This is a genomic window from Oceaniradius stylonematis, from assembly GCF_003149475.2.
GTDB lineage: Bacteria > Pseudomonadota > Alphaproteobacteria > Rhizobiales > Rhizobiaceae > Roseitalea > Roseitalea stylonematis.
Genome location: NZ_QFWV02000004.1, coordinates 567,784 through 593,967 on the forward strand (window position 1 = coordinate 567,784; position 26,184 = coordinate 593,967).

28 protein-coding genes are annotated in these 26,184 nt (G+C 65.4%); 18 read left to right on the forward strand and 10 right to left on the reverse strand.

Translation table 11 applies throughout. The features are described from left to right. Positions 1-270 precede the first annotated feature (270 nt). A complete protein-coding gene (locus tag DEM25_RS06425; RefSeq protein ID WP_109769462.1) occupies positions 271-1,245 on the forward strand; it encodes an NADPH:quinone reductase in 975 nt (324 codons plus the stop codon). Positions 1,246-1,259: 14 nt separating this feature from the next. After that, positions 1,260-1,595, forward strand: coding sequence for a cupin domain-containing protein (locus DEM25_RS06430; protein ID WP_109769461.1), 336 nt, complete (start codon positions 1,260-1,262; stop codon positions 1,593-1,595). Between the two features lie 94 nt (positions 1,596-1,689). Here the strand turns inward: DEM25_RS06430 and acnA are convergent, their stop codons facing one another. Next, on the reverse strand, positions 1,690-4,380 hold the full coding sequence (acnA, locus tag DEM25_RS06435; protein ID WP_439650652.1) for an aconitate hydratase AcnA: 2,691 nt from the start codon (positions 4,378-4,380) through the stop codon (positions 1,690-1,692). Between the two features lie 238 nt (positions 4,381-4,618). On the opposite strand from acnA, the gene ccmA reads away from it, so the two are divergent. The 10 genes from ccmA (at position 4,619) to DEM25_RS06485 (ending at position 11,175) form a co-directional block, all read left to right on the forward strand. Next, positions 4,619-5,233 carry a heme ABC exporter ATP-binding protein CcmA gene (gene ccmA, locus DEM25_RS06440; protein ID WP_109769463.1) on the forward strand — a complete coding sequence of 205 codons (615 nt, stop codon included), beginning with the start codon at positions 4,619-4,621 and terminating at the stop codon, positions 5,231-5,233. Beyond that, positions 5,230-5,895, forward strand: coding sequence for a heme exporter protein CcmB (gene ccmB / locus DEM25_RS06445; protein WP_109769459.1), 666 nt, complete (start codon positions 5,230-5,232; stop codon positions 5,893-5,895). The genes ccmA and ccmB overlap by 4 nt, the downstream gene beginning before the upstream one ends. A 12-nt stretch (positions 5,896-5,907) precedes the next feature. After that, positions 5,908-6,255, forward strand: a complete 348-nt coding sequence (locus DEM25_RS06450; protein WP_245412779.1) for a type II toxin-antitoxin system RelE/ParE family toxin — start codon at positions 5,908-5,910, stop codon at positions 6,253-6,255. Beyond that, a complete protein-coding gene (locus tag DEM25_RS06455; protein WP_109769457.1) occupies positions 6,252-6,557 on the forward strand; it encodes a helix-turn-helix domain-containing protein in 306 nt (101 codons plus the stop codon). Before DEM25_RS06450 ends, DEM25_RS06455 begins: the two co-directional genes overlap by 4 nt. Continuing rightward, complete coding sequence (locus DEM25_RS06460; RefSeq protein WP_109769456.1) at positions 6,526-6,990, forward strand: hypothetical protein; 465 nt, start codon at positions 6,526-6,528, stop codon at positions 6,988-6,990. Before DEM25_RS06455 ends, DEM25_RS06460 begins: the two co-directional genes overlap by 32 nt. 69 nt (positions 6,991-7,059) lie before the next feature. Further along, complete coding sequence (locus DEM25_RS06465; protein WP_109769455.1) at positions 7,060-7,845, forward strand: heme ABC transporter permease; 786 nt, start codon at positions 7,060-7,062, stop codon at positions 7,843-7,845. Between the two features lie 4 nt (positions 7,846-7,849). Beyond that, on the forward strand, positions 7,850-8,023 hold the full coding sequence (gene ccmD, locus DEM25_RS06470) for a heme exporter protein CcmD (RefSeq protein WP_109769454.1): 174 nt from the start codon (positions 7,850-7,852) through the stop codon (positions 8,021-8,023). Further along, complete coding sequence (locus DEM25_RS06475) at positions 8,020-8,616, forward strand: DsbE family thiol:disulfide interchange protein (protein ID WP_109769453.1); 597 nt, start codon at positions 8,020-8,022, stop codon at positions 8,614-8,616. Before ccmD ends, DEM25_RS06475 begins: the two co-directional genes overlap by 4 nt. A gap of 128 nt (positions 8,617-8,744) precedes the next feature. Continuing rightward, complete coding sequence (gene typA / locus DEM25_RS06480; protein ID WP_109769452.1) at positions 8,745-10,565, forward strand: translational GTPase TypA; 1,821 nt, start codon at positions 8,745-8,747, stop codon at positions 10,563-10,565. Positions 10,566-10,668: 103 nt separating this feature from the next. Next, positions 10,669-11,175 carry a GNAT family N-acetyltransferase gene (locus DEM25_RS06485; protein WP_109769451.1) on the forward strand — a complete coding sequence of 169 codons (507 nt, stop codon included), beginning with the start codon at positions 10,669-10,671 and terminating at the stop codon, positions 11,173-11,175. Positions 11,176-11,194: 19 nt separating this feature from the next. Here the strand turns inward: DEM25_RS06485 and DEM25_RS06490 are convergent, their stop codons facing one another. Together DEM25_RS06490 and DEM25_RS06495 are read right to left on the reverse strand one after the other, a co-directional pair. Further along, entirely contained in the window at positions 11,195-11,428 is a 234-nt protein-coding gene (locus DEM25_RS06490) for a hypothetical protein (RefSeq protein ID WP_120222648.1), read from the reverse strand. A 154-nt stretch (positions 11,429-11,582) separates the two neighbouring features. Then, entirely contained in the window at positions 11,583-12,473 is an 891-nt protein-coding gene (locus DEM25_RS06495; RefSeq protein WP_120222649.1) for an AraC family transcriptional regulator, read from the reverse strand. 121 nt (positions 12,474-12,594) lie between these two features. Between DEM25_RS06495 and DEM25_RS06500 the strand changes: the two genes are divergently transcribed. From DEM25_RS06500 to DEM25_RS06510, 3 genes are all read left to right on the forward strand, one after another. Then, on the forward strand, positions 12,595-13,776 hold the full coding sequence (locus DEM25_RS06500; protein ID WP_109765753.1) for an MFS transporter: 1,182 nt from the start codon (positions 12,595-12,597) through the stop codon (positions 13,774-13,776). Between the two features lie 7 nt (positions 13,777-13,783). After that, the gene (locus DEM25_RS06505) at positions 13,784-14,377 is read left to right on the forward strand and encodes a CIA30 family protein (RefSeq protein ID WP_109765752.1); all 594 of its coding nucleotides are present in this window, start codon (positions 13,784-13,786) and stop codon (positions 14,375-14,377) included. A 166-nt stretch (positions 14,378-14,543) separates the two neighbouring features. Continuing rightward, positions 14,544-15,725, forward strand: a complete 1,182-nt coding sequence (locus tag DEM25_RS06510) for a sensor histidine kinase (protein ID WP_196780282.1) — start codon at positions 14,544-14,546, stop codon at positions 15,723-15,725. Between the two features lie 114 nt (positions 15,726-15,839). Here DEM25_RS06510 and bcmE read toward each other — a convergent pair whose 3' ends face one another. Further along, positions 15,840-17,342 carry a thiamine pyridinylase gene (bcmE, locus tag DEM25_RS06515; protein WP_158585184.1) on the reverse strand — a complete coding sequence of 501 codons (1,503 nt, stop codon included), beginning with the start codon at positions 17,340-17,342 and terminating at the stop codon, positions 15,840-15,842. A gap of 366 nt (positions 17,343-17,708) precedes the next feature. Here bcmE and ppa point away from each other — a divergent pair, with 366 nt between their 5' ends. Next, positions 17,709-18,236: an inorganic diphosphatase gene (gene ppa / locus DEM25_RS06520; RefSeq protein ID WP_109765748.1), complete on the forward strand. Its 528-nt coding sequence runs from the start codon at positions 17,709-17,711 to the stop codon at positions 18,234-18,236. Positions 18,237-18,261: 25 nt separating this feature from the next. On the opposite strand, the gene DEM25_RS06525 is transcribed toward ppa, so the two are convergent. Together DEM25_RS06525 and DEM25_RS06530 are read right to left on the reverse strand one after the other, a co-directional pair. Continuing rightward, a complete protein-coding gene (locus DEM25_RS06525; protein WP_109765817.1) occupies positions 18,262-19,284 on the reverse strand; it encodes an aldo/keto reductase in 1,023 nt (340 codons plus the stop codon). Positions 19,285-19,451: 167 nt separating this feature from the next. Then, a complete protein-coding gene (locus tag DEM25_RS06530; protein ID WP_158585185.1) occupies positions 19,452-19,967 on the reverse strand; it encodes a flavodoxin domain-containing protein in 516 nt (171 codons plus the stop codon). Between the two features lie 190 nt (positions 19,968-20,157). Here DEM25_RS06530 and DEM25_RS06535 point away from each other — a divergent pair, with 190 nt between their 5' ends. Beyond that, positions 20,158-21,276: a DUF418 domain-containing protein gene (locus DEM25_RS06535; protein ID WP_109765746.1), complete on the forward strand. Its 1,119-nt coding sequence runs from the start codon at positions 20,158-20,160 to the stop codon at positions 21,274-21,276. A gap of 4 nt (positions 21,277-21,280) precedes the next feature. Here the strand turns inward: DEM25_RS06535 and DEM25_RS18085 are convergent, their stop codons facing one another. Beyond that, a complete protein-coding gene (locus DEM25_RS18085) occupies positions 21,281-21,574 on the reverse strand; it encodes a YggT family protein (protein ID WP_109765745.1) in 294 nt (97 codons plus the stop codon). 131 nt (positions 21,575-21,705) lie between these two features. Between DEM25_RS18085 and DEM25_RS06545 the strand changes: the two genes are divergently transcribed. Next, positions 21,706-22,953, forward strand: coding sequence for an MFS transporter (locus tag DEM25_RS06545; RefSeq protein WP_109765816.1), 1,248 nt, complete (start codon positions 21,706-21,708; stop codon positions 22,951-22,953). 1 nt (position 22,954) lies between these two features. Here DEM25_RS06545 and DEM25_RS06550 read toward each other — a convergent pair whose 3' ends face one another. From DEM25_RS06550 to DEM25_RS06560, 3 genes are all read right to left on the reverse strand, one after another. Further along, positions 22,955-23,716 (reverse strand): glutamine amidotransferase, encoded by a 762-nt coding sequence (locus DEM25_RS06550; RefSeq protein ID WP_109765744.1) that lies wholly within the window; start codon positions 23,714-23,716, stop codon positions 22,955-22,957. Beyond that, positions 23,706-24,185 carry a tellurite resistance TerB family protein gene (locus DEM25_RS06555; RefSeq protein WP_109765743.1) on the reverse strand — a complete coding sequence of 160 codons (480 nt, stop codon included), beginning with the start codon at positions 24,183-24,185 and terminating at the stop codon, positions 23,706-23,708. The genes DEM25_RS06550 and DEM25_RS06555 overlap by 11 nt, the downstream gene beginning before the upstream one ends. Before the next feature lie 91 nt (positions 24,186-24,276). Further along, positions 24,277-26,178, reverse strand: coding sequence for a heme biosynthesis protein HemY (locus tag DEM25_RS06560; protein ID WP_109765742.1), 1,902 nt, complete (start codon positions 26,176-26,178; stop codon positions 24,277-24,279). Positions 26,179-26,184: the final 6 nt, after the last annotated feature.

The window sequence follows — 26,184 nt, forward strand, 5'->3', positions numbered from 1 at the left end:
GACCGCGGCACCGCAGGGCCATCGGCCCTTCACGGGCGCCCTGCCGGCGGGTTCTCGCAGTTCAATACCGGTTTCGGGCGGTGAAGGAGTGCCGGGCCTCAGAAACGGACGAAGTGGACATCAGCGCGAAACCGTCTAGACTTCGTATCGGTCCAAAGCGTTCGCGCCCGGCTGCGCGTCAACATGCTGATTGACCAGCCGGCACCTCTGCGGCGCGTGCGTTACGGGCTGCTGGTCCTCGTGAAGACATGACATGATTGGAAGAGGACCATGAGGGCCATTCAGTTCCATCGCTTTGGCGGGCCCGAGGTCTTGCAGCTGGATGAGGTGCCGGATCCGGCGCCGGGGCCGGACGATGTGATCATTGCGGTGAAGGCGGCGGGTGTGAACCCCGCCGACACCTATATGCGCAGCGGCACATACCGCATCCAACCGGAACTGCCCTGCATTCCGGGCGGTGACGCCGCTGGCGACGTGGTAGCGTTGGGCGAAAATGTCACCGGCTTGAAAATCGGCGATCGCGTCTTTTCGGGCGTCGCGATGGGGCTGGATTTTACCGGCTGTTATGCCGGGCTGGTCAAACGCCCCGCAAAACATGTGCTGCCCATCCCCGAAGGGATCAGCTATGCCGAGGCCACAACGTTTGGCGTCTCCTACGCGACCGCCCACTACGCCCTTTTTGCGCGTGGCGGCGCCAAAAGTGGCGAAACAGTCTTCATCCATGGCGCGAGCGGTTCGGTCGGCACATCTGCGATACAGCTGGCGAAACGCGCCGGTCTAAAAGTCATCGGCAGCGCAGGTTCGGAGGCCGGGCTCGCCCTGCTGCGCGGTGAGAACGTTGACCACGCTGTCAATCACAGAGAAGCGAACTACCTCGACGCCGTCAAACAAGCTTGCGATGGCGGCGGCCCCGATCTGATCCTGGAAATGCTGGCCAATGTGAATCTCGCCGCAGACATGGAAATTGCCGGACAGAATGGCCGGATCGTTGTGATCGGCAACCGGGGCGAGATCGAGATCAGCCCGCGCATGGCGATGATGAAGGAGCTCGATATCCGGGGCATCATGCTTTGGAATGCAACGGAGGTACAGCTCAGCGACATCATGGCGGACATTCTGGCCGCGGCGGCGGAAGGCGCCATCAAGCCCAAGGTGGGGCACCAGCTGCCTCTGGGCGAGGCGGCCAAAGCGCACGAACTCGTCCTTCAGCCGGGTAATGCGGGCAAGATCGTACTGATCCCGTAACTTGAGGAGGCTTCATGAACTATCCAGATTTCATTCAATCTCAACCGTCTCTGGATATCCCCTTCCCGGAAGACGCCGTCACAACGTCGGCGGTGCGCTCGGACGGTGCGCTGGTGGTCTTCTTCCATGTGCACAAGGATGTGGAAGTGCCCGAACACCAACACGGAGCCCAGTGGGGAACGCTCGTTCATGGCAGTCTGGAGCTGACCGTCGATGGTCACACCCGCATCTGCGGACCGGGCGACAGTTGGGACATTCCCGCCGGGACCCCACATGCCGCGATCTTGACGGCAGGCAGCCTTGTGATCGACGTGTTCGAAGAGACGGACAGATATCCCCTTAAAGACTGAGGCCAATCAAGAACCAAGAATGGCAGAAAGCAAAAAAACCCGCCGGTGTTTCCACCGGCGGGTTTGTTCAATTCAGCGCTGTGGGCGGTAAGGCTTAGGCCGCCAGATCCCGCAGGACGTAATGCAAAATCCCGCCATTGTTGACGTAGTCCAGTTCGTCCGCCGTATCGATGCGGCAGATCAGCGGCACGTCCTTTTCCGTCCCGTCGGCATAGGTGACCTTGGCGATCACTTTGTCGCGCGGCTTGACGTCGGCGAGGCCCTCGATGGTCACGGTCTCGTCGCCCTTAAGGCCGAGCCCGGCCCATGAGACGCCCTCGTCGAAGGTGAAGGGCACGACGCCCATGCCGACAAGGTTCGACCGGTGGATGCGCTCGAACGATTGCGCGATGACGGCCTTGACGCCGAGCAGGTTGGTGCCCTTGGCCGCCCAGTCGCGCGACGAGCCGTTGCCATATTCGCCGCCGGCGAAGACGACGAGCGGCACGCCTTCCTCGCGGTAGCGCATCGCCGCGTCATAGATCGGCAGTTCGTCCTTGGAGGGATAGTGGATCGTGTAGCCGCCCTCGCGGCCGTTTTCGCCCAGCATGTGGTTGCGGATGCGGATGTTGGCAAACGTGCCGCGCATCATCACCTCATGGTTGCCGCGCCGCGTGCCGTACTGGTTGAAGTCGGTAACGCTCACGCCATTGTCCATCAGATAGGCGCCGGCGGGAGACTGCGCCTTGATCGAGCCGGCGGGCGAGATGTGGTCGGTGGTGATCTTGTCACCGAACAGGCCGAGGATGCGCGCGCCCCTGATGTCGGAGATTTCGCCGGCGCCCTTGCCCATGCCCGCGAAATAGGGCGGGTTCTGCACATAGGTCGAACCGTCGTCCCAGGCATAGGTCTTGCCCTCGGGCACGGTGACCGCGCGCCAGCGTTCGTCGCCCTTGAAGACGTCGGCATATTTGGCCTCGAACAGTGCGCGGGTGACATGCTCGTGGATGAAGGACTGGATCTCCTGGTTCGACGGCCAGATGTCCTTGAGGAACACGTCGTTGCCGTCCTTGTCCTGGCCGATCGGGTCGGTGTCGAGATTGATGTTGACCGTGCCGGCGAGCGCATAGGCGACGACCAGCGGCGGGGAAGCCAGATAGTTGGCCTGCACGTCGGGCGAGATGCGGCCCTCGAAATTGCGGTTGCCCGAAAGGACGCCCGCGGCGATCAGGCCCTTGTCGTTGATCGTCTTGGAGATCGGGCCGGGCAGCGGGCCCGAATTGCCGATGCAGGTGGTGCAGCCGAAGCCGACCAGGTTGAAGCCGATCTGGTCGAGCTCTTTCTGAAGGCCGGAGTTTTCGAGATATTCGGCGACGACCTGCGAGCCGGGGGCCAGCGAGGTCTTCACCCAGGGCTTCTGGGCGATGCCGAGCCGGTTGGCGTTGCGCGCCAGAAGGCCGGCGCCGATCAGCACGGAGGGGTTGGAGGTGTTGGTGCACGAGGTGATCGCGGCGATCGCCACATCGCCATGGCCGAGATCGTAATCCTCGCCCTCGACGGCGTAGCGCTTGTCGATCTGGCCGGCATCCTTCTTGTATTCGGCGGTGAAGGCCTCGCGGAACTTTTCGCCGACATCGCCGAGCGGCACGCGGCCCTCGGGGCGCTTGGGGCCGGCCATGGAGGGCACCACGTCGCCAAGGTCCAGTTCCAGCGTGTCGGTGAAGACCGGATCGGCGGAACCGGACTCGCGGAACATGCCCTGCTCTTTCGCGTAAGCCTCGACCAGCGCAATCCGGTCGGCGTCGCGGCCGGTCATGGTCAGATAGTTCAGCGTTTCGGAATCGATCGGGAAGAAGCCGCAGGTCGCGCCATATTCGGGGCCCATGTTTCCGATGGTGGCGGCGTCGGCGAGCGTCAGATTGTCGAGGCCGGCGCCGAAGAACTCGACGAACTTGCCGACAACGCCCTTCTGCCGCAGCATCTGCACGACGGTCAGAACGAGGTCGGTGGCGGTGACGCCTTCCTTGAGCGCGCCGGTCAGCCTGAAGCCGATCACCTCGGGCAGCAGCATGGAGATGGGCTGGCCGAGCATGGCGGCTTCCGCCTCGATGCCGCCGACGCCCCAGCCCAGAACGCCCAGACCGTTGATCATGGTGGTGTGGCTGTCGGTGCCGACGCAGGTGTCGGGATAGGCGATGGTCTCGCCGTCGGCGTCTTTCGTCCAGACGCACTGGCCGAGATATTCAAGGTTCACCTGGTGGCAGATGCCGGTGCCGGGCGGCACGACGCGGAAATTGTCGAACGCGTTCTGGCCCCATTTGAGGAACCGGTAGCGCTCGCCATTGCGCTCATATTCGAGCTCGACATTGCGGGCGAACGCGTTGGGGTTGCCGAACTCGTCGACGATCACCGAGTGGTCGATCACCAGATCGACCGGCACCAGCGGATTGATCTTTTCGGGATCGCCGCCGAGATTGACCATCGCATCGCGCATCGCCGCAAGATCGACGACGGCCGGCACGCCGGTGAAATCCTGCATCAAGACGCGCGCCGGGCGGTAGGCGATCTCATAGCCCGCCGTGCCCTTGTCGTTGAGCCAGTTGGCGACGGCCTGGATGTCGGCCTTGGTGACCGAGCGGCCATCCTCGTTCCTGAGCAGGTTTTCCAGCAGCACCTTCATCGAGAAGGGCAGGCGCGCAATGCCGTCAAGGCCGTTCTTTTCGGCTTCGGCAAGGCTGTAATAGGTGAAGCTCTTGCCGTTCACCTCAAGCGTCTTGCGGCAATTGAAACTGTCGATTGTGGACACGATGACTGACCTCCGGTTGGCCCGGCGCGTGGGCGCCCGGCGCCGCCGCTGCCGACCCTTTCGGCCCGATCAAGCTGGCGGTGAAATTGTTGGCGATTGCGCATTGCAGCAATCGCAGCGTCACGGCTTGTGAATAGATACAAATCGGTCAGGTTGAAAGACCAACCAAGGTCAAAAAGCGCGGGCGATTGCGCGCGGCGGCCATTGTGTGCCAATCAGCGCGCAAACGGGGAACGCCATGAAGCTTGTAGCGGACGGGCTCGCCGCCCGGCGCGGCAACGAGATGGTCTTCGAGGGCGTCGGCTTCGCGCTTTCGGCGGGCGAGGGCATGGCGGTCACCGGGCCCAACGGGGCCGGCAAATCGACATTGCTTCGGGTTCTGGCCGGGTTCCTGCGTCCCGTCGCCGGCGCAGCGGCGATGACCGGCGCGCCCGGCGGCATCGCCGAGATCGCCGCCCATGCCCATTTCCTGTCGCCGCTCAACGCGATGAAGCCGGCGCTGACCGTGCGCGAGAACCTGAATTTCTGGCGCGCCTTCGGCGAAGCGCGCGCCGCAATGCCGGAGGAAGCGCTCGAACGGGTCGATCTGGGCCATGCGATCGACGTGCCGTTCTCGGACCTGTCGACCGGCCAGCGCCGCCGCGCCGCCATCGCGCGGCTGTTCGTCAATCATCGGCCGGTCTGGCTGCTGGACGAGCCGACATCGGGGCTCGACGCGCGCACTGAGGCCGCGTTCGCCGGCATCATCGCCGGTCACATGTCCGATGGCGGCATCGTCATCGCCGCCACGCACCTGCCGATCGAGGTGGCGGGCATGAAGAAGCTGCGCTTCACCGACGGGGGGGATGCATGATCGCGCTGATCCTCCGCGACGTGAAGCTGGGCGTTCGCGCCGGGGGCGGCGCGCTGATCGGCATCCTGTTCTATCTGGCTGTCGTCACGGTTGCGCCGTTCGCGATGGGGCCGGATCTGAACCTTCTGGCCCGGATCGGCCCGGCCATCCTGTGGACCGGGGCGCTGCTGGCATCTCTGCTCGGGCTTGAGCGGTTGTTCCAGATCGACCATGAGGATGGAGCGCTCGATCTTCTGGTGATTGCCCGGCACGAAACGCCGCTGGCGCTGACGGTGTTCGCCAAATGCGTCGCCCACTGGCTGGTGACCGGGCTTCCGCTTGTGCTTGTAACGCCGCTGCTGGGACTCCTTTTGAACATGGACGCGACCGCCATCGGCGCCACCGCGCTGACATTGCTGGTCGGCACGCCGGCGATCACCTTCATCGGCGCGGCGGGCGCCGCGGTCGCCGTCTCGCTGCCGCGCGGCGGGCTTCTGGTCTCGGTGATCATCCTGCCCTTCACCATCCCCGTCCTGATCTTCGGGGTGATGGCGACGCTGGGCGCGGTCGAAACCTTCGCGCCGTTCCTCCAGCCGTTCACGTTCCTTGCCGCGCTGACGCTGTTTTTTGCCGTGCTCGGCCCGTTCGCTGCTGCGCTCGCTCTGAAAGGGCTGCAGGATTGAGCAGCCGATGTATTGCAAAAATGGTATATTGCAGTTATGGTATGGACAGTCGAAACGCTTGATCAACGGGTTGATGACGAACTCGGGGCACTGCCAAATGACATGCGGGCCAAGTTCGTCTGGATTGCCGAGTTGATCGAAGCGAAGGGGCTGCCGAACGTCCGTGAACCTTACGTAAAACCCTTGGAGCGCGGGCTGTGGGAGATCCGCATGAAGGGCCGGGACGGGATTGCGCGTGCGATCTATGTCACGGCTCGATCGGAGCGGGTCATTGTCGTTCGGGTGTTCCGGAAGAAGTCGCAAAGGACACCACGCAGTGAAATCCGATTGGCGCTGGAGAGAGCAGCAGAAGCGAAATGACCAAACTCAAAGACCTGAAGGCCAAATGGTCCGAGGACCCCGAATTTCGCGCCGAGTATGATGCGCTGGAGGAGGAGTTCACCCTGGCGGCGGCGATGATCGAGGCGCGCATGCGAGCGTCCATGACACAGGAGCAGATCGCCAAGGCGATGGGCACCACGCAGGCGGCCATTGCGCGGCTCGAGAGTGGCCGTGTTCCACCTTCCACGCGCACGCTGCAGCGTTTCGCCGCGGCCACCGGCACGAAGTTGCGCATCCTTTTTGAGCCCGATGCCGACAATCGAACTGACCACCCATCTTGATGCCGACCAGGCGACCGTCCGCGCGCAGGTCATGCGTCCGGCCGTGCTGCCGCATGTTTCCGCGCCGCTGCTCCGCTTTCGGCCGATCGAACCGTCGGTCCTGCCGGACATTTGGCAAGGCGGAGACTGTCGGCTCGGCATGTCCTTGTTCGGCATCGTGCCGCTCGGTTGGCAGATCGTCGGGATCGAGCCGCAGCCGATGCGCGATGGCATCTGGTCGATCCGCGACAATGGCCGCGGCCGGCTGATCCGCACCTGGGATCACTGGATCGAGGTCGCGCCGGAGAGCGAGGGCACCCGCTACACCGACCGCGTGACGGTTGATGCCGGTGTGCTGACACCGTTCGTCGCCCTGTTCGCGCGCATCTTCTATGCCCACCGGCAGCGGCGTTGGCGGCGGCTCGTGGCGAACGATTTCCACCTCGATCGATAACGCGCACGTGTGCGACCGATTGTCCGAGATCAATTGCGCGGCCACAATTGCCGCTCTAAGAAGACAGCCATGAGTGACGCCGCCGCATCCAAGCCGGGATTCTGGACATCTTTGGCCAATCCGACCCGCTTCATGGGCCTGTCGGCGTCGATGTTGCCATGGCTGTGGGCGATCGCCGGGGTGCTGACGATCGGCGGCCTTGCGTGGGCCTGGAACGCACCGCAGGACTATCAGCAGGGCGTCACCGTCCGCATCATGTACATTCATGTGCCGGCGGCATGGCTGGCCATGTTCGCCTACGCCGTGATGGCCGCATCGGCGCTCGGCACGCTGATCTGGCGCCATCCGCTGGCCGACGTCTCGATCCGCGCCGCCGCGCCCATCGGCGCCGCCTTCACGCTGATCTGCCTGATCACGGGCTCCCTCTGGGGGCGCCCTATGTGGGGCACATGGTGGGTCTGGGATGCGCGGCTGACCTCGGTGTTCGTTCTGATGCTGATGTATCTGGGCATCATCGCGCTGCAGCGCGCGATGGACGATCCGGCAAAAGCCGCACGGCCGGTGGCGATCCTCGTCCTGGTCGGTTCGGTCAACATTCCGATCATCAAATTCTCGGTCGATATCTGGAACACGCTGCACCAGCCCGCGTCTGTCATCCGCTTCGACGGGCCGACGATCCATCCGACCATGCTTTGGCCGCTTCTGGTGACGGCGATCGGCTTCATGGGGCTGTTCGCCGCCATGCACATGCTGGCCATGCGCAACGAAATCCGCCGCCGCCGCGCCGCCGCGCTGCGCCGCGCCGGCGCGCGCGGCCCGTCCGCCGCCCCGGCGACGGCCGTTCTGGAGGGCTGACACGATGCTCAGCCACTCCGCCTTTGTTCTGCTCAGCTACGGGGCGGCCGCCGCCGTGCTCGGCGCGGTGCTGGTCTGGCTGTTCATCGACCGCGCGGCGACCATGGCCGAGCTGGACCGGCTCGAACAGGCGGGCCTGAAGCGCCGTTCGGCTTCGGGAGGCGACGAAAGCCGATGAACAGCACGGACGCGCCGACCCGCCGGTCGGGCATTTCCTGGCCGATCATGATCGCGGTGATCGTCTTCTTCGCGCTGGCTGGCGTCTTTGCCTACATGCTGGTGCTGCCCGACCGGGTGGCGTCGACCGTGCCGTCGGCCCTGATCGGACGCGACGCCCCGCAGACGCCGCTGCCGGCGGTCGAAGGCATGACGACCGAGGCGGGCGATCCGATGCCCGGCTTCGATCCGGCCATGCTCGAGGGCAACATCTCGCTCGTCAACATCTGGGGTTCCTGGTGCGCGCCCTGCCGCGAGGAGCATCCATGGCTGATGGAGCTGGCCAACGATCCGCGCATCCGGCTGATCGGCTTCAACTACAAGGACAAGCCGGAGAACGCGATCCGTTTCCTGCGCCAGCTCGGCAATCCCTATGATGCGGTCGGCGCCGACGGCAATGGCCGCACGGCGATCGAATGGGGCGTCTATGGCGTGCCGGAGACCTTCATCGTCGGCCCGGACGGCGTGATCGCCTACAAGCATGTCGGCCCGATCAGCCAGGACATCATGACCCGCAAGATCGTGCCGGAGATCGACCGGCTGGCGGCGGATTGAACCTTGGTGCATTTCCCTCGCCCCGCTTGCGGGGAGAAGGCAGCGCCGGCACCACACGATAGCGCTTCCCATTCTCCGCCCGCACGCCTATATGCGGCGCAACAACAGCCGCTTTTCCGAGACATTCAATGGCCCTTCGCAACATCGCGATCATCGCGCATGTCGACCATGGCAAGACGACGCTGGTCGACGAACTTCTCAAACAGTCCGGCGTCTACCGCGACAATGAGCGCGTCGAGGAGCGCGCGCTCGATTCCGGCGACATCGAGAAGGAGCGCGGCATCACGATCCTTGCCAAGGCCACCTCGGTGACCTGGCAGGATACGCGCATCAACATTGTCGACACGCCCGGCCACGCCGATTTCGGCGGCGAGGTGGAGCGCATCCTGAACATGGTGGACGGGGCGATCGTGCTGGTCGATGCCGCCGAAGGGCCGATGCCGCAGACCAAGTTCGTCGTCGGCAAGGCGCTCAAGGTGGGCCTCAGGCCAATCGTCGCCGTCAACAAGATCGACCGGCCCGACGCGCGCCCGGACGAGGTGATCAACGAGGTGTTCGACCTGTTCGCCGCGCTCGACGCCGATGACGAACAGCTCGATTTTCCGATCCTGTACGGCTCCGGCCGGGACGGCTGGATGGCCGCCGGACCGGACAAGCCGTCAGACGCTTCGCTTGCGCCGCTGTTCGACCTGGTGCTCGACCACGTGCCGGAACCATCGGTGGGCGACGGCCCGTTCCGGATGATCGGCACGATCCTCGAGGCCAATCCGTTCCTGGGCCGCATCATCACCGGCCGCATCCATTCCGGTTCGGTCAAGCCGAACCAGACCATCAAGGTGATGGACGGGGACGGCAAGACGCTGGAAACCGGCCGTGTCTCCAAGATCCTCGCCTTTCGCGGCCTCGAGCGCCAGCCGATCGACGAAGGCCGGGCCGGCGACATCGTCGCCATTGCGGGCCTTTCCAAGGGCACGGTGGCCGACACGTTCTGCGACCCGTCGGTGACCGAGCCGCTTCCCGCGCAGCCGATCGACCCGCCGACCGTGACGATGAGCTTCATCGTCAACGATTCGCCGCTCGCGGGCACCGAAGGCGACAAGGTGACCAGCCGCGTCATCCGCGACCGGCTGATGAAGGAGGCCGAGGGCAATGTGGCCCTTAGAATCGAGGATTCCGAGCAAAAGGACGCCTTCCACGTCTCCGGCCGGGGCGAGTTGCAGCTTGCGGTCCTGATCGAGACGATGCGCCGCGAAGGGTTCGAACTGGCGGTTTCGCGGCCGCGGGTCGTCATGCAGACCGGCGAGGACGGCGCAACGCTCGAGCCGATCGAAGAGGTCGTCATCGATGTTGACGAGGAGCATTCGGGCGCCGTCGTCCAGAAGATGAGTGAACGCAAGGGCGAGATGATCGAGCTCAAGCCGTCCGGCGGCGACCGGGTGCGGCTGGTCTTCCATGCGCCGACGCGCGGGCTGATCGGCTACCAGTCCGAGCTTCTGACCGACACCAAGGGCACGGCGATCATGAACCGGCTGTTTCATGAATATGCGCCGTTCAAGGGCACCATCGCGGGCCGCAACAATGGCGTTCTGATCGCCAACGAGCCGGGCGAGGCGGTCGCCTATGCGCTGTTCAACCTCGAGGACCGGGGTCCGATGGTCATCGATCCGGGCGTCAAGGTCTATCAGGGCATGATCGTCGGCATCCACACGCGCGACAACGATCTGGAAGTCAACGTGCTCAAGGGCAAGAAGCTGACCAATGTGCGTGCCGCCGGCAAGGACGATGCGGTCAAGCTGACCCCGCCGGTGAGGATGACGCTGGAACGCGCCCTGTCGTGGATCCAGGACGACGAGTTGGTCGAGGTGACGCCCAAGTCCATTCGCCTGCGCAAGCTCTATCTCGATCCGCACGAGCGCAAGCGCTTCGAAAAGACCCGCGCCAGCGCCTGACCGGCGGTCGACCGCCGGGCACGTCAACAGGATGTGAAATTGATCGGCGCGGGGGCAAAACGCTCTTGCCCGACGCGGCGCGCTGGCTCATGGTTAACAAATCATGACCGCGCTGACGATCGACATACGCCCCGCAGACCCGCGCGATGCGCCCGGGATCGCCGAGGTGCATGCCGAAGCGTGGCAGAACGCCTATGCGGGCATCATCCCCCACACATCGCTGCGCGGCATGATCGGCCGGCGCGACCATCGCTGGTGGCAGCGCGCGATCCGGCGCGGCACGTCGGTGATGGTGCTCGATCTGGGCGGCATGATCGCCGGCTATGTCACCTACGGTCTCAACCGGGCGCGCGCCCTGCCGCAGGATGGCGAGGTCTACGAGATCTATCTGCGCCCCGAATATCAGGGCGTCGGTTTCGGCAGCCGCCTGTTCGCCGCCGCGCGCGGCCAGCTCGCGAGCCATGGCTGCAAGGGCCTGGTCGTGTGGGCGCTGGCGGAAAATATCGGCGCGACGGACTTCTACCGCGGCCAAGGCGGCCAGCCTGTGGCCGAAGGCGCCGAGGTGTTCGACGGCCGCAAGCTGGCCAAGATCGCCTACGTCTGGAACTGAGCGGCGCTCGCCCTCGGTCCTACGCCTTCCTCATCCGGTCGTAGGCTTCCTTCATTTTCAGACCAAGCTCCTTGGCGGCCTCGCCAACCTCTTCGGCCGATTTGTCGAACTGCGCGCGACTGGCAAATCTGTCCCAGTCCTTCATCAGTTCGTCCCACTCGTCTTCGGCTTCGCGTGCGCCAAGATGCAGTTGAAGACGCAGCTCATCCCGCATCCTTTTCAGGTCGTCGGTCCAGTCCGCGTTGTCGGCCATCGCCGCCTCCAATTGCTGGTATCATCGCACCGGCTCCGGCCCACTATGAAGGATCCCCGGCTCAAAACATAGGACGGCTTTGCGTGCGAACCGAGCTGGACGCGCAAATCCGCGATCTGACGGCGCCGTGCCGCGCACTCCACCCTATAACGGACTATCCGGCCAAATTTTTCACGGAATGCCCCGAATTCCGTCGCAAGGTCCGCGTGGCGGCGAGACGTAGAAGCCGCCGGTCCCGGTCCAGGCCGGCGTTGCGCGCCGCAACCGGTCCGACAAGGCCGCGCGGACTGATTCCCAGCGCCTGCCGAAACATGTAGCTGAATGCGCTTGGCGATTCATAACCCATGTCGAGGGCGACTGAAGCGACCTTCTCGCCGGCGGCAAGCCGCGAAACGGCGTGCAGAATGCGGACTTGCCGCAGCCATCGCGATGGCGGCATGCCGGTCTCGGCGGCGAACAGGCGTTCGGCGGTCTTGCGGCTGGCCGGGGCGGCGGCGAGCCATTCGTCGACGGACGCAATCCGGCCGGGATCGTCAAGCGCGGCCTGCGCGACACTGGCTATTCGCCTGTCCTCCGGCATGGCGACGGACAATGGCACTTCCCTTGCCGCGACGAGTTCATGCAGCAGCAGATCATCGATCGCCTGGCGGTGACCGTCGGCGCGGCCATTTGCATTTTCCGGCATGGTCGCCGAGATCAGTGCCGCCAGGAGCGGCGTCATCGCCACGATGCGGCAGTCACCGCCGAGCCTGGCCGATTCGGTCCGGTTCACGTCGACATAGAGCATCTCGTTGTTGGAACCGTAGCGCATCCAGTGATCGACATCGGGCGGGATCCAGACGGCCATGGCCGGGCTCAGCAGGAGAACCCGGTCCGGCGTGCCCACATACATGGAACCGGATGCCGCCGAGATGAGCTGGCCGAACCCATGGCTGTGCCAGCCATAGCTTTCGCCCGTGGCCGGGCGGATCGTCTCGCCCGAATAGCGCGGCCTTCCGCCATCTTCGGGCGGGTCCTGCATTTCATCGCTCTGAATGCGCGTCATGTCTGACGATTTCTCGATGCTCTTCGGCTTTGCGTCGATATTACGTCATAGCGGCGCGGGCTAGCAATAGCCAGACAGAGCGCCGCGATGTCCGCGCCAGCGCCAAGCCGGGTTTGCCGCCATGCCGAAGCGCACCCTCCTGACATGGTTCGTCCTGGGTCACCTCGCCAATGACTGGCCCATCGCGTCGCTATGGCTGATCGTTCCGGTGGCCGGTATGGCGACGGGCTTGACGCCGGCCGAAGTCGGACTGCTGTTCACCGTGTTCAATGTCGGTGGCGCGCTGGCCTATCTGCCCGCCGGCATTCTCGCCGATCATGTCTCGAACAGGGGCCGGCTTCTGGTCGCCACGTTCTGGTGGGTAGCTGCGGGATATGGCCTTGCAGCACTGGCGAGCGGCTTCTGGAGCCTTGCGCTGCTGCTGGCGCTGGCCGGCATGGGCAATGCGGCCTGGCATCCGATCGCCACCGGCGTGCTCACCCATGACAGCCGGGAACGGCGTGCCCAGGCGCTGGGCGTGCACGCCATCGGCGGGTCGCTGGCGGAAGTCTGCGCGCCGCTTGCTGCCGGCATTCTTCTTGCCCATCTGGACTGGCGCAGCGCGCTGGCCGTGTCGGTCGTCCCGACCGTTCTGCTGGGTGTGTGCTTCATCGGGGCGGCCCGCGCAATTCCGCGGGTTCAGGCAAAGACGGTCCGCGGCGAGGAATTGCTCGGACTGCTGCGCCAGTGGCACGGCGGCGACGGTCTGCGCATCGTTGCGATGATCTGTCTGTACAACATGGCGCTGATCGCCATGTTGAGCATGATTCCGCTCTATCTGGCCGACGCGCACGATATGACGCCGGCAGCCATCGGCATCGTCTTCTCGGCGCTTCTCGTCGCCGGCGCGCTGATGCAGCCATGGGTGGGCCTGGTGTCCGACAGGGCGGGCCGCAAGCCGGTTCTGACGGCGGGCAATCTGGTCGCCGGGCTCGCCTGCGTTGTTTTGTGCTTCGGACCGGCATTCTGGCCGATGCTGATCGCCATGGCCGTTGCCGTCGCGGCGCTGGATGCGATCCGCGCGGCGATGCTGGCGGCGGCGGTCGACCAAACGGGCCGCAGCGAGGGCACGACGCTGGGTCTCGCCTTCGTCCTGATGGACGGCATCGGCGCGCTGGGCGCCGTTCTGGCCGGCCTTGCTGCGGGGTTTTCATGGCCGCACATGTTTGCCCTCGCCGCATTGCTGTCGATCGGGTCTGCGGTTTTGGCTGCCGCCGGTCGCTCCCCAAACCGGCGTTGCGCCCGGGGCGGTTTTCGATTGTGATGGCGCCATGATCACCCGCCGGACGGCGCTCGGTCTTGTTGGAGCGGGCGCCGCCATCGCCAACCCCACCGGAGCCGCCATGGCCGAGACCCAGGCCGTCATCGACGATTTCAGCCGGCCCGGACCGCTGGCCTCGAACGGGGCCACATGGCGCTATGCCGCCGACGGGGTGATGGGCGGGGTTTCGCGCGGAGCGATGACGTGCGAGGCGATCGAGGGCCGGCCCGCCCTGCGTCTGACCGGGCAGGTCAGCCTCGACAACAATGGCGGCTTCATCCAGCTCTCGCTCGATCTTTCGGACACCGGCGCTGCGGTCGATGCGAGCGGTTTCGCCGGCATCGCGGTCGATGCGAACGGCAATGGCGAGCGCTACAATGTGCACCTGCGCACCGACGATCTGCGCCAGCCGTGGCAGTCCTACAGGCAAGGCTTCCATGCCGGGTCCGGCTGGCGGACATGCCGGCTGCCTTTTGCCGGCTTCGAGGGCCATCGGACCCCGGCGCCGCTCAATGTCGCCCGGCTCCGCCGCATCGGCATAGTCGCCATCGGCCGCGAGTTCGGCGCCGATATCGCGGTTGGCGGAGTACGCTTCTTTTCCTGACCGTTGCGTTCGCCATGGCGCTTGGAACGGGCGGGGCGGCATGCATGCGATTTCGCTGTATCGGGACGCGCGGTATGATAGGCGTTGACGCCGCGTCAGCAAAATGGCGCACGCCGCGCCGTATTGTCGAAGAACCGAGCGACCGGAGACGACCACCGTGCAGATCATGACCGCGTTTTCTCAATACATGCCGCATGGCATGTGCCTCTCGTGGCAGCCCTGGCTTGTCATCTTGTGGGCAGGGTCCGACTTGCTGATCTTCATCTCCTATTTCGCCATACCGCTGGCTCTGCTCAGCGTGCTGCGCCAGCGGCCGGACCTGAAACATCGCGGTCTGGTCGGACTTTTTGCCGGGTTCATCATGCTGTGCGGACTGACCCATGCATTGTCCATCGTCACGCTCTGGATCCCGATTTATCCGCTGCAGGGCTATGTGAAGCTGGCAACGGGTCTGGTCTCGGCGGCGACCGCGATCGTCCTGTTCCGCCTGGTGCCGACGCTGATCACGATTCCGACACCCAGCGAGCTTCAGGAGGCGAACCAGAACCTGAAACGGGAGATCGCGGCGCATGAGGCCACGCTGGCGAAGTTGCGGCAGGCCCAGCACAATCTTGAGGCCGAGGTCGAGGAGCGAACGGCGGAACTGAAGCGCGCGAACGCCCAGCTTGCCATTTCGACGCGCGAGGCGGTTCATCGCAGCCGGAACCTGATCGCCGTGGTTTCCTCGATCGCGCGGCAGAGTGCGCGCAGTCATGGCGATGCCGGCGGTTTCATCGATACCTTCATCGGGCGGCTCAATGCGCTGGCCGATGCGACATCGATCGTCATGAAGGGCGAAACGCGGACCTCGGCCGATCTGGGTCAGGTGGTCAGGACGCAGTTAGAGCCGGTTCTGATGACATATGGCGACCGGATCAAGGTCGAAGGCCAGCCGATCGATGCCGGCTCGGAGGCTGCCCAGCAGATCAGCCTGGCGCTTCACGAACTGGCCACCAACTCCCAGAAATACGGTGCGCTTTCCGCCGATGCCGGAGCGATCAGCGTGTCGTGGACAAAGCGGGCGGCCGATGGCGACGACGCCGAGCGTCTCGTGCTGCGGTGGGACGAGGAAATCTCCGAGGCGGCAGCGCGATCTTTCGCGGATGCGGGATCGGGCGGATTTGGAAGCCGCTTGCTGACGAAGATCGTTCCGACCGTTCTTCGCGGCAGTGCGCGACGCGAGGTGGAGGACAGCACGCTGACCTATGAGCTCATCTTGCCCCTGTCGGCATTGAAGGACAATGTGAACCGCGACGGCGATGCGGATCTGGCGGCGCGCATCGTCGACAGGGATTTCGGTTTGGCCTGAAGACCCATAGCGGGCCGACCTGTGCCCGGGCAGACTGCCCGGCCTTTCGGCGGCGGATGGGCTGTTCCGGCATCCGCCGCACCGTGCCGCTGCGCGCCGGACCGTCCGGTCCGGTCAGTTCCGGTGGTAGCGCCGCAGCTCCGGGCCGGACGTGATCATCGCCGAGGGTTCGTCCGCACCGGCAGGCAGCGGCGTGTCGGCGGTGCACTGGGCGCATCCGCAGGCCGAATAGCCCGGCCAGGCCGGCGGCGACCGGTTGGTCCACGAACCGATCCACCCGCCGCTGCTCGCGCACAGCGGGTTGCAGATGGCCGGCGCTTCGGCGTCGGAGCCGGGAAATGTCGTGCTCTCCAGATCGCAGCTTCCGCTGAAGGCGCCCCTGACGGCGGTTTCGACGGTGCCGCCGAACGTGTGGAACGCATCCCGGTCGGTCGTCGGCATGTTGACGAGGATCGCGTCGTTTCCGGTCAGCACCGCCTTCATCTGGGCATAGAGCGGGTCCTGCGCGCTCAGCGCATCCAGGATGCTGGTGCGGGCCGGGAACAGATAGGACAGATCCCCGGACGGTGGCGCGATCGCGTTCTGGACGACGGTCTGTTGCGTCATCAGGTTGGCCAGCGTGAAGGGAAGCGTGCCGCCGCCCGCAAGGAAAGTCGAATTGCTGTTCACGCCGACCACGTCGGCATAGAACATGTTCGGCACACCGGTGTCCTTGCTCCATGGAAAGGCGCGCAGCTTGAGCATCCCGCGCGTCGCATCGGACATCTGCGACATGCTTTCCGAAAAGCCGATCGACGTCCGGCCATAGCCTTCGCTGAAATAGCCGGCGCGGACATACTGATCCTCCACGCCCGGCAGCGACGGGATGGCGCCGGTCAGCGCATTGTACCAGCTCGCGCTTTCGGAAAGCCTGGCCAGCGCATCGACGATCGACTGGTCGAGCGGGTTCATCGACGGCCACGCGCCATTGTCCAGAAGCCCCTTGACCATGTAGTCGACGGCGATCGTCGTCTTGCCCGATATGTTGAGCATGGCGCCGGTCCGGTCGAACGGCACCGGGCTGATATAGACGCCGGCCGGGTTGACCGACAGGAATTCGGGCAGCGTGCTCACGCCGTCCATGTCGGTATCGCCATCCCGGTAGAACATGATGTTGGTACAGCCCAGCATGGGCAGGGCGAACATGCTGCCGTCGTTCCGGGTCAGCGCCTTCTGCGCATATTCGACGAAATCGGAGGCGTCGGAGATCGAGCTGGCGGGCACCGGCGTCGTCTGCGTCTTCCAGTAATCGAGATACATCGCGTCAAAGACGAACACGTCGATGGGGGCCTGCGTCCCGCTGCCATTGGTGTAGACCGGGTCGGACGAATAGCCGCCGTCCCAGACATTGCCGTCGGTGATCAGGTACAACTTTTCGGTCTGGCCTGCCGCCGCCCATGCCGAGCAGATGGACGACGCGAAGGCATCGATGTCCGGAACATAAGGGTAAAGCCCGGCGGCGATGCATTGCTCGCCGTCGGTGCAGGGGGTGCCGCAGTTCTGCGCCAGCGCCCTCTGGGACGGAGCGAACGGGACAAGCAACAAGGCCAGCGCACAGGCTCTTGCGAACAGTTTCACGGCAACACCTCCCACGCTCCGCCTGCATGGCAAACGAAAGCATTTCCAAAATCTACTTTGTCAAAAACGGCTTACCATGTGACTATAAAAGAAACAGTCTCATGCGAAATTGATTGTGTCATATATAAAACTGCATTGAAAGGCTTTCCTCGAAATTATGTTTTGACGATATTGCTGTAGTATATTCGAAGACCACTATCCGACTGGACCCGCCGGCGGGCCGCGTCCCGCCGCCCCACGCCCAAGGTCGTGTTGCGGTGCGGTGGGCGCGCGGCTATCAACGGGCGGCGATTTCATGTTTTTTGTCGCGCTTTCGAACCGCAGGGCGGCCAGCCCGTGGCCGAGGCGCTCCGAGCGGAGACCCCCATGCGCATCGACGCCATTTCCATCGGCGACACGCCGCCGCACGATGTCAACGTCATCATCGAGGTGCCGCTGGGCGGCCATCCGATCAAATATGAGCTGGACAAGGACGCGGGCACGCTGGTCGTCGACCGGTTCCTCTATACGCCGATGGCCTATCCGGGCAATTACGGCTTCGTGCCGCACACGCTGTCCGACGATGGCGACCCGATCGACGTTCTGGTGTGCAACACGCGGCCGCTTATCCCGGGCTGCGTGATCAATGTGCGGCCGATCGGCGTGATGCTGATGGAGGACAATTCGGGACAGGACGAGAAAGTCATCGCCGTGCCCTCGCCCGCGCTGACCAAGCGTTATGACGGCGTCAAGGACTATACCGACCTGCCGGAGATCACGCTGCAGCAGATCGAGCATTTCTTCGAGCACTACAAGGATCTCGAGCCCGGCAAGTGGGTCAAGCTGGGCGGCTGGCAGAACCGGGACACCGCCGAGAAGCTGATCGTCGAGGCGATCGAGCGGGCCAAGGGCTGATAGCGGGCGACGCCGGCCCGGCGGCTCAGCCTTGCAGCCGCCTCCAGACATCGATCCCCGACCAGTCCTCGAGGAACCTGTAGGGATAGGCCGGCAGCGGAGCCGATGACACCTCGCCCAGCGCGCTGAGATCATCGGGTTCCAGCGCCAGATCGACGGCGCCGAGATTGCCTTCGAGCTGTTCGGCGGTGCGTGCGCCCAGAAGAACGGTGGCGACGCCGGGACGCGCCAGCAGCCAGGCAATCGCGACATGCGCCGGCGGGCGCCGGTAGCGCGCGGCGATCGACCGAAGCACGTCAAGGATTGCGTGGGTGCGCGCGGTGTTGCGCAGCTCATAGGCCTCCACGCCCCTGTCCGGATCCTCGCCCAGCCGCGTGGCGCCGGCGGGGCGCCGGTCGGCCCCGTACTTGCCGGTCAGCCAGCCGCCGCCAAGCGGCGACCAGGGCACGACGCCGATGCCGGCCTCCAGCGCGCATGGCAGCACTTCGATCTCGATGCCGCGCTCGAGCAGGTTGTATTGCGGCTGGAGGGCGACCGGAACCGGATAGCCGCCGGCGCGGGCCGCCGACACGATCTTCTGCAACTGCCACCCGGCGACATTGGACCAGCCGACAGCATGGACCTTGCCGGCGCGCACCAGATCGCCGAGCGTCGCCAGCGTCTCCTCCACTTCCGTGTGCCGATCCCAGCCATGGACGTAATAGAGGTCGATGGCCTCGACGCCGAGACGCTTGAGACTTGCATCGACCGACCGGACAAGCGCCCGCCTTGACGCTCCATGGCTGCCGGGCGGCGGGGCGAAGCGCCCCTTGGTCGCGACGATCAGGTCGTCAACCCCGCCGCGCTGGCGCGCCCAGTTGCCGATGATCCGCTCGGACGCGCCCTTGCCATAGACATCGGCCGTGTCGATGAAGGTGCCGCCGCGGTCGACGAAGAGGTCAAGCTGGCGGAACGCCTCCGCCTCGTCGGTCTCGACCCCGAAGGTCATGGTGCCCAATGCCAGTTGCGACACGACGGGGCCGCCGCGGCCCAACTGTCGGACCGGCATGGCCATCTGGCTTGCGGTGCGCTGCGTCAATCCCTGTCTCCCCTCGGTGGCGGAGGCGCCGGCATGGTCGTCCGATCGGCGCCAGCGGCAATGTCAGACGCTGGCTTTCCGGCGCGCAAGGGCGCGTTCTGAAAAGCGCTTTTCACATTTGGGCGACCGCGGACGCGCTAGGCCGCCGTCTCGCCGGCCTTCAATCGCTCGACGAGCGCAACGACCGGTCCGATGCTGTCCTTGTCCATGAAGTCGAAGCCGTGCAGTTCCTCGCGTGCCGCCTGCCTGTCCCGGTTCATCAGGCTTCCGATGATCAGCATCATCCGGTCATAACGGGTCAGTTCCCTGGGGTCCTGCCGTCCGCGCAGCGCCACATGATGCATCCTGTCGATCAGGTCCTGCGGCAGGCTTTCGGCGATCCAGCCGTCGAGCTTTTCGCCCGCCGAGACGCCAGACACGGTGAACACGATCACCGGCTTTTCGACAATTGTGTCGAGATGGCGCCGCACCCATTTCCAGAACATCAGCTTGTGATAGATGACCGGGCTGCCAAGGACAAGAAAATCGAAATCCCCGATCGATGCCCCGCCGGCGTCGATGTCGTATGCGTCGAGCCCCGTCGCCTCGGCGATCCACCGCGCATACTGGCCGGTGCTGCCATATCTGGTGGCGTAGAAGATGGCACCCTTCATGACATCACCGTGTGCTGGGACATGCGTGGAACCTAGCGGAACGGCCCCGCTTCGCATTGATCGGTGTTAACGCGAGAAGCGCCCGGCCGACTTTGCAATCGATGCCCTGGCGGGTTAAGGCCGATGGCAACCCGCCCCGGCGCATCCGCGCGCAACGGTGGCCTGGTCCCACCGATGCCGGAGCCGATCGATGACCACAGACCGCGCCCTGATGCCAGACTATCTGCGCCTGTTCGCGCTGTTCGGCATCGTCGTCGTCAATGTCCAGTTCATGGCCTATCCGATCGAAGAGGGCTTTGTCGGCGCAACGCAACAGAGCCCGGCCGATGCGGTGGCGGCATGGCTGGTCGGCGGGCTGGCTCTTCTGAAGAGCTACGGGCTCTTTTCCTTCATGTTCGGCGTCGGGCTGGCCTTCCAGATGCGCTCGGCGGAGAAGCGGGGCCTGGTCTTCGGCCAGTTCTACCGCAACCGAATGATGGGCCTGGCCCTGTTCGGGCTGGCCCACGGGCTCCTGTTCTTTCCCGGCGACATTCTGGTTGCCTATGCGATCACCGGCGCGATCCTCTACCGAGTTCGCACCTGGCCGGCCGGCCGCCTCATCCGGCTGGGTACCATCCTTCTGGTCGTGCAGCTCGTTTTGACCATGGCGATGATCGCCGCGTTTCCGACCGCGCCGGCAGAAGCCGCCGCGCTCGAACGCTACATCATGACCGAAGGGTCCTTGGCGCAGGTTCTGGGCTTCCGGGCGGTGATGTTCGTCATCGCCTTCATCTTCGTGCTGCTGGCACAGGGCATGGCGGCGCTTGGCTGGTTCTGCCTTGGGCTGGCGGCGGTCAAGTCCGGGCTGATCGACGCGCCGGGCCATCCGGTCTGGCAGAAGGCGCGGCGCTGGTGCCTTGTGCCCGGTCTGGCCCTCAGCCTTTCGGCGGCGGCGATCTGGCAGTGGCACGACCCCCTGATGGGAGAGTTGCTGGTCGTGCTCGTCGCGCCGTTGACGACGCTCGGCTATCTGGGCCTGATCGCAGCGCTGGCCCGCCCGCCGGGACCCTTCATGGCGCGGCTCCTGACCGCCGGCGGTTCCAGCCTGACCATCTATCTGGGCCAGTCGATCCTTCTGTCGACGATCTTTGCGCCCTACGGGCTCGGCCTTTGGGACGCTGTCGGTCCGGCCGCCGCCGTGCTGATCGCAATCGGCGTGACGATCGCGCTGATCGTGCTTGTCGCCCTGTGGCGCATGCGTTTCGCATTGGGCCCGTTCGAATGGGCGTTGCGGTGGATCAGCCGGCGCGGCGTTGCAGGCGCAGCCTGAGGCGTCAGATAATCGCCGGGGCCAGCACGTTGCGGACGATCTGGCCGACGAAATAGATGCCGATGAACAGGACGATCGGCGAGATGTCGATGCCACCCAGATCGGGCAGGAAACGCCGGATCGGCCGCAGCAGCGGTTCGGTCGCCTTGTAGAAAAACTCGCCCAGCATCGAGACGAAGCGGTTCGACGAATTGACCACGTTGAAGGCGTAGAGCCACGAGAAGATCACCGCGCCGATCACGATCCACGTGTAGATGTTGAGCGCAAACAGAAGTGTGTTGATGATCGTCAGGCCCACGCTCGTTCTCCTTTTCGCCGGGACGCCCTCACATAGGCGCACCGGGCCCGATCGGCAAGCGTGGCGGCACCCTTGCGCTCCCGGACAAAAAAGCCTTTGTGCCGGCCGGCCAAAACGCCTATCGCCGCGCGATGAGCGATGATGGTGCAACCGGCGAGCCGGCTCCGGGGCGTTTCGAGGCATTCGCCTATCCGGCCTATGTCAAATACTGGACGGCGCGGTTCGCCACCACGTTCGCCACCTATGTGGTGGCGGTCGCGGTCGGCTGGCAGGTCTACGACCTGACGCGCGATCCGCTCGATCTGGGCATTATCGGACTGGTGCAGTTCCTGCCGCTGCTGCTTCTGGTGCTGGTCACCGGCACGGTGGCAGACCGCTATGGCCGGCGTACGGTGATGGCCGCGTCGACCGCTTTGGCATTCCTGTGCGCCTTGGCGATCCTGTACTTTTCCTGGCGCGGGCTGACCTCGCCGATGCCGATCTTTGTCGCCCTGTTCGGCTTCGGCATCGCGCGGGCCTTCTTCGCGCCGGCCTCGCAGTCGCTGGTCGTCAATCTGGTGCCGCAGCGTGTCTTTCCCAATGCGGTGGCGTGGAATTCCTCGGCCTGGCAGACCGCGTCCATTCTCGGTCCGGTCGCCGGCGGTCTTCTTTACGGCATCGGCGCGACCTTCACCTATGCGGTCTCGGCGCTGATGCTGGCGGTGGCCACCGCGCTTGTCCTGACGATCCCCAAGCCGGCCGAACGCTCCCACATCACCAAGGTGACGTTCGATTCGCTGTTTGCGGGCCTGCGCTACATTCGCGACCAGAAGGTTGTGCTGGGCGCCATCTCGCTCGACCTGTTCGCCGTGTTCCTGGGCAGCGCCGTCGCGCTTTTGCCGATCTTCGCGCGCGACGTTCTCGACGCGGGGCCATGGGCGCTTGGCATGCTGCGCGCGGCGCCCGGCGTCGGCGCGGTGCTGATGGCGGTCTTTTTGGCGACCTCGCCGGTGCGCGACCATGCCGGCCGCATCCTGCTCGTTTCGGTCGGCCTGTTCGGCGTCTTCACGATCGTCTTCGGCCTGTCGCAGCTCGCCTGGCTGTCGGTGATCGCGCTGGCGCTGATCGGCGCCTTCGACATGATCAGCGTCTATATCCGCGAGACGGTGCTGCAGATATGGACGCCCGATGAGGTGCGCGGCCGGGTCAATGCGGTCAACATCGTGTTTCTGGGCGCCTCGAACGAGTTGGGCGACATGCGCGCCGGTTTTGTCGCCGCCTGGATCGGCGCCGTGCCTGCGGTGGTCATTGGCGGCATCAGCTCGGTTGCCGTCGCCGCCGGCTGGGCGCTGCTCTTCCCGCAATTGCGCGACGTGCGGCGTCTCGACCGGCAGGAATAGATCACCGGGCGGCTGCGGTTTCCCGCTCGAAGACGATGTCCAGAAAGTCGGCCAGCCACCGGCGCACGGCGTGGTCGTGGTGCAGGCGTCCATGCAGATGGTCGCGCCCGATCTGCGCGCCCGGCAGCTCGAACCGGTGCGCGCCGCGCACCACCCAGCGCTGCATCATCGCCTGGGTCAGTTCGGCATGGAACTGCACCCCCCAGGCATTCTCGCCATAGCGGAAGGCCTGGTTGGGATAGGCATCGGCGGTCGCCAGATGCTCGGCGCCCGATGGCAGCGAGAAGCCCTCACGATGGAACTGATAGATCATGTCGGGCCAGTCCATCAGCGCCTTGCCGGCCTCGGTCGGCTCGATCGGATACCAGCCGATCTCGACAAGGCCGTCGTCGCGCCCGGCAACCGTGCCACCCAGATGGTTGACCAGCATCTGCGCGCCCAGACAAATGCCGAAAAACGGCTTGTTCTCCCTCAATGGCACGGCGAGCCAGTCGGTCTCGCGCTTGACATAGTCTTCGGGATCGTTGGCACTCATCGGGCCGCCGAACATCACCGCGCCGGCATGGTGTTGGAGCGTGTCGGGCAGCGGGTCGCCCATGGGAGGCCGGCGGATGTCGAGCGCGTGTCCGCGCGCCTCGAGCATCTGGCCGACGCGGCCGGGTGACGATGTCTCCTGGTGCAGGATGACCAGAACGGGCTTTTTGGCGTTGCCAGCGTCGTGCCCGGTTCCGGCTGCCGCGCTTGTGGTGCCGTCAGCCTTCATCGCCGCCTTCGATGCCGAGCCGCTCCTGCACGCGCTGACGCATCAGCACCCGGTCGCGTCCGCTGACGCCGAGCAGTTCGGAGATGCGCCAGACCACATTGTCTTCGAGCTCGTGGCGTACGCCGTCGGCATAGACCATCTCCCACAGGATCTCGATGAAGCCGATCCGGTCGGAGGCGCTCATCGTGTTCATCAGGATCGAGGTAAACCGGTAGAGATCGACCGCTTCGCCATCGGCCTGGCGCGCTGCCTTGATCAGCGTTTCAAGTTCGGTCTTGTCGAGCGAATATTCTTCGCCGAGCACCGCGGCAAACCGCTCGCGCTCGACCGGGCGAAGCACGCCGTCGGCCTGGATGACGTGATACATCAGCGCCGCAGCCGCAAGTTGCGGGCTGTCGGGTTCGGCGGCGGCCGCGCCATCCGCACCATCGACAAGTTCCCTGACAAACGACCGGAACCGGTCCAGCATGACATCGCCCCATCTGTTGTCGGCCCAAGAGCCCGTCCGCGCCGAACGGACCCCGGCGCGCCGCTGGCCTCCAATCTAGACCGAATCCGCCCTAAAACAACCGGAAGCGGCGGGGCTTGTCCGGCTCGCCATCCTCGACGCCCGGATCGTCCGGGATAGGCGGCTTGAGCGGCGCTTGCTCCCCGGTATCAGCATCTGCCTTGACGCCGACGTCCGGTTTATCGGCCGGCTTGGCGGGCGGGTCGGCGGCCGGCGCGGCGGGCGCAGGTTCCGCCGGCGGCTGCGATGTGCCGGCCTGCGCCCTTGCGGGGTCATTGGCGCCGGCCTTGCCGTTGGCCATCGCTGCAGAGGCCGCCGCCGCGGCGGCCATTTCGATGGCGGGTGCGGGCTTGGCCTTGTCCTCGGTGCCCCGGTCCTCGTCCATCCCGGTCGATTCGGGAGCGGTTTCGGTGTCGGCGGCTGGCGTTTCGTCGGACGCGTCGCCCGCAGCCCTGGTCCGCTCCTCGCGCGCCGCTTCGACCCGGGCAGCCAGATCGACCGGCTCGCCGATCGTCTTGACCGGCGCGGCATCGGCTTGCGGCTCGGGCTGTGCGTCCACGACCGGCAGGGCCGGTACGACCGTTTCCTCCGCGTCGACGGACGGGCCGGCATCGGCAGGCGTGCCCGGCACCATCGGGTCGAGATCGTTCTCGATCAGCGCGCCGGTGCGTTCGACCGGCACCTTCCATTCAAACGCATCGATCCGCCCGGTGACGGGCGAGAAGGGTGACCATTTCTCGGCGACGATGCCGTCGGCCGTCCAGGCCGGATCGCGCGCGGCACGCACGGCCCGCGACAGCCATTCGCGCACCTTGCCCTGATCGCCGGTCTCGGCATCCTCAATGTCGGCCATCAGCATGAAGGCGCTTTCGCGCGGCTGGTTGCGCAGGACCGCGGCGACCGATTTTCGCGCCTGCTCGAACTCGCCCGCCTCCAGCGCCATCTGCGCGACGATGAGCGAGGATTCGGTGGTGTTGGGCTTGATCGCCTCCAGCCGCCGCGCGCGCTTGAGCCGGTCGAGCGCCGAATCGCCCGGACGCGCATTGACGTAGGCGAGCGCCACGTCCGGATGGGGCGCCTTGCGCCAGCAGGTTTCCAGCACCTTGACGCCGCGCCGCATCTCGTTGAGGCGGAAGGCGGCTTCGGCGGCGGTGACGGCGGCGGGCGCGAAACCCGGCGCCAGACGGTGCGCTTCCAGCGCCGCCTGTTTGGATTTGGCCGGATCGCTTTCGGCATTGTCCATCGCCAGCGCCGTCAGCAGCACGGCGCGCTTGCGGTCGGCATCCTCGCGCGCGACATGCTTTGCGGCCTTTTGCTTTTCGAGCAGGCGGATCGCGCCGTCCCAGTCGCCCGAGGCCGTCTTCAGGTCGATCGCCGCCTTGCCGGCCCAGATCAGTTGCGGACCGAGTTCGGCGGCCTTTTCCGCATAGTGCTTCTGGGCTTCCCGGTCGCCGAGCCGTTGCGCCTCCATGTAAAGCCCGCGCAGGCCCAGAAGACGCAGTTCGGGGTCTTCGAGCATCGCCTCGAACTTCTGCCGCGCATCGCCATGCTTGCCTTCGAGCAGGGTTGTCTGCGCGTCGAGCAGCTGGATCAGCGGCTCGGTGGTCTCGTTCAAAAGCCCGCCCGCCTGCTTGAGCATGCGCCGCGAGGTGGCCGGATCGCCCGATCCGGCGGCAATGATGCCGGTCGACAGCGACTGGTAGCCGCGGTCGCGCTTGCGCGCGCGGAAGAAGCGGTTGAGCCGTTCGGGCGAAGTGAAGACGACGCGGATGATCCACCAAGTCAGCATGATCGCCGCGACGATTGAAACGACGCCGACGGCGGCGACCATCAGTGAGACATGGATGAGCTGGTCACCCACGGTGACGGCGACATCACCGGGCATGTCGGCGAGCCAGGCAAAGCCGAAGCCGAGCGCGAAAACCAGCGCGATGAAGATGAGCACCTTGATCATGGCAAC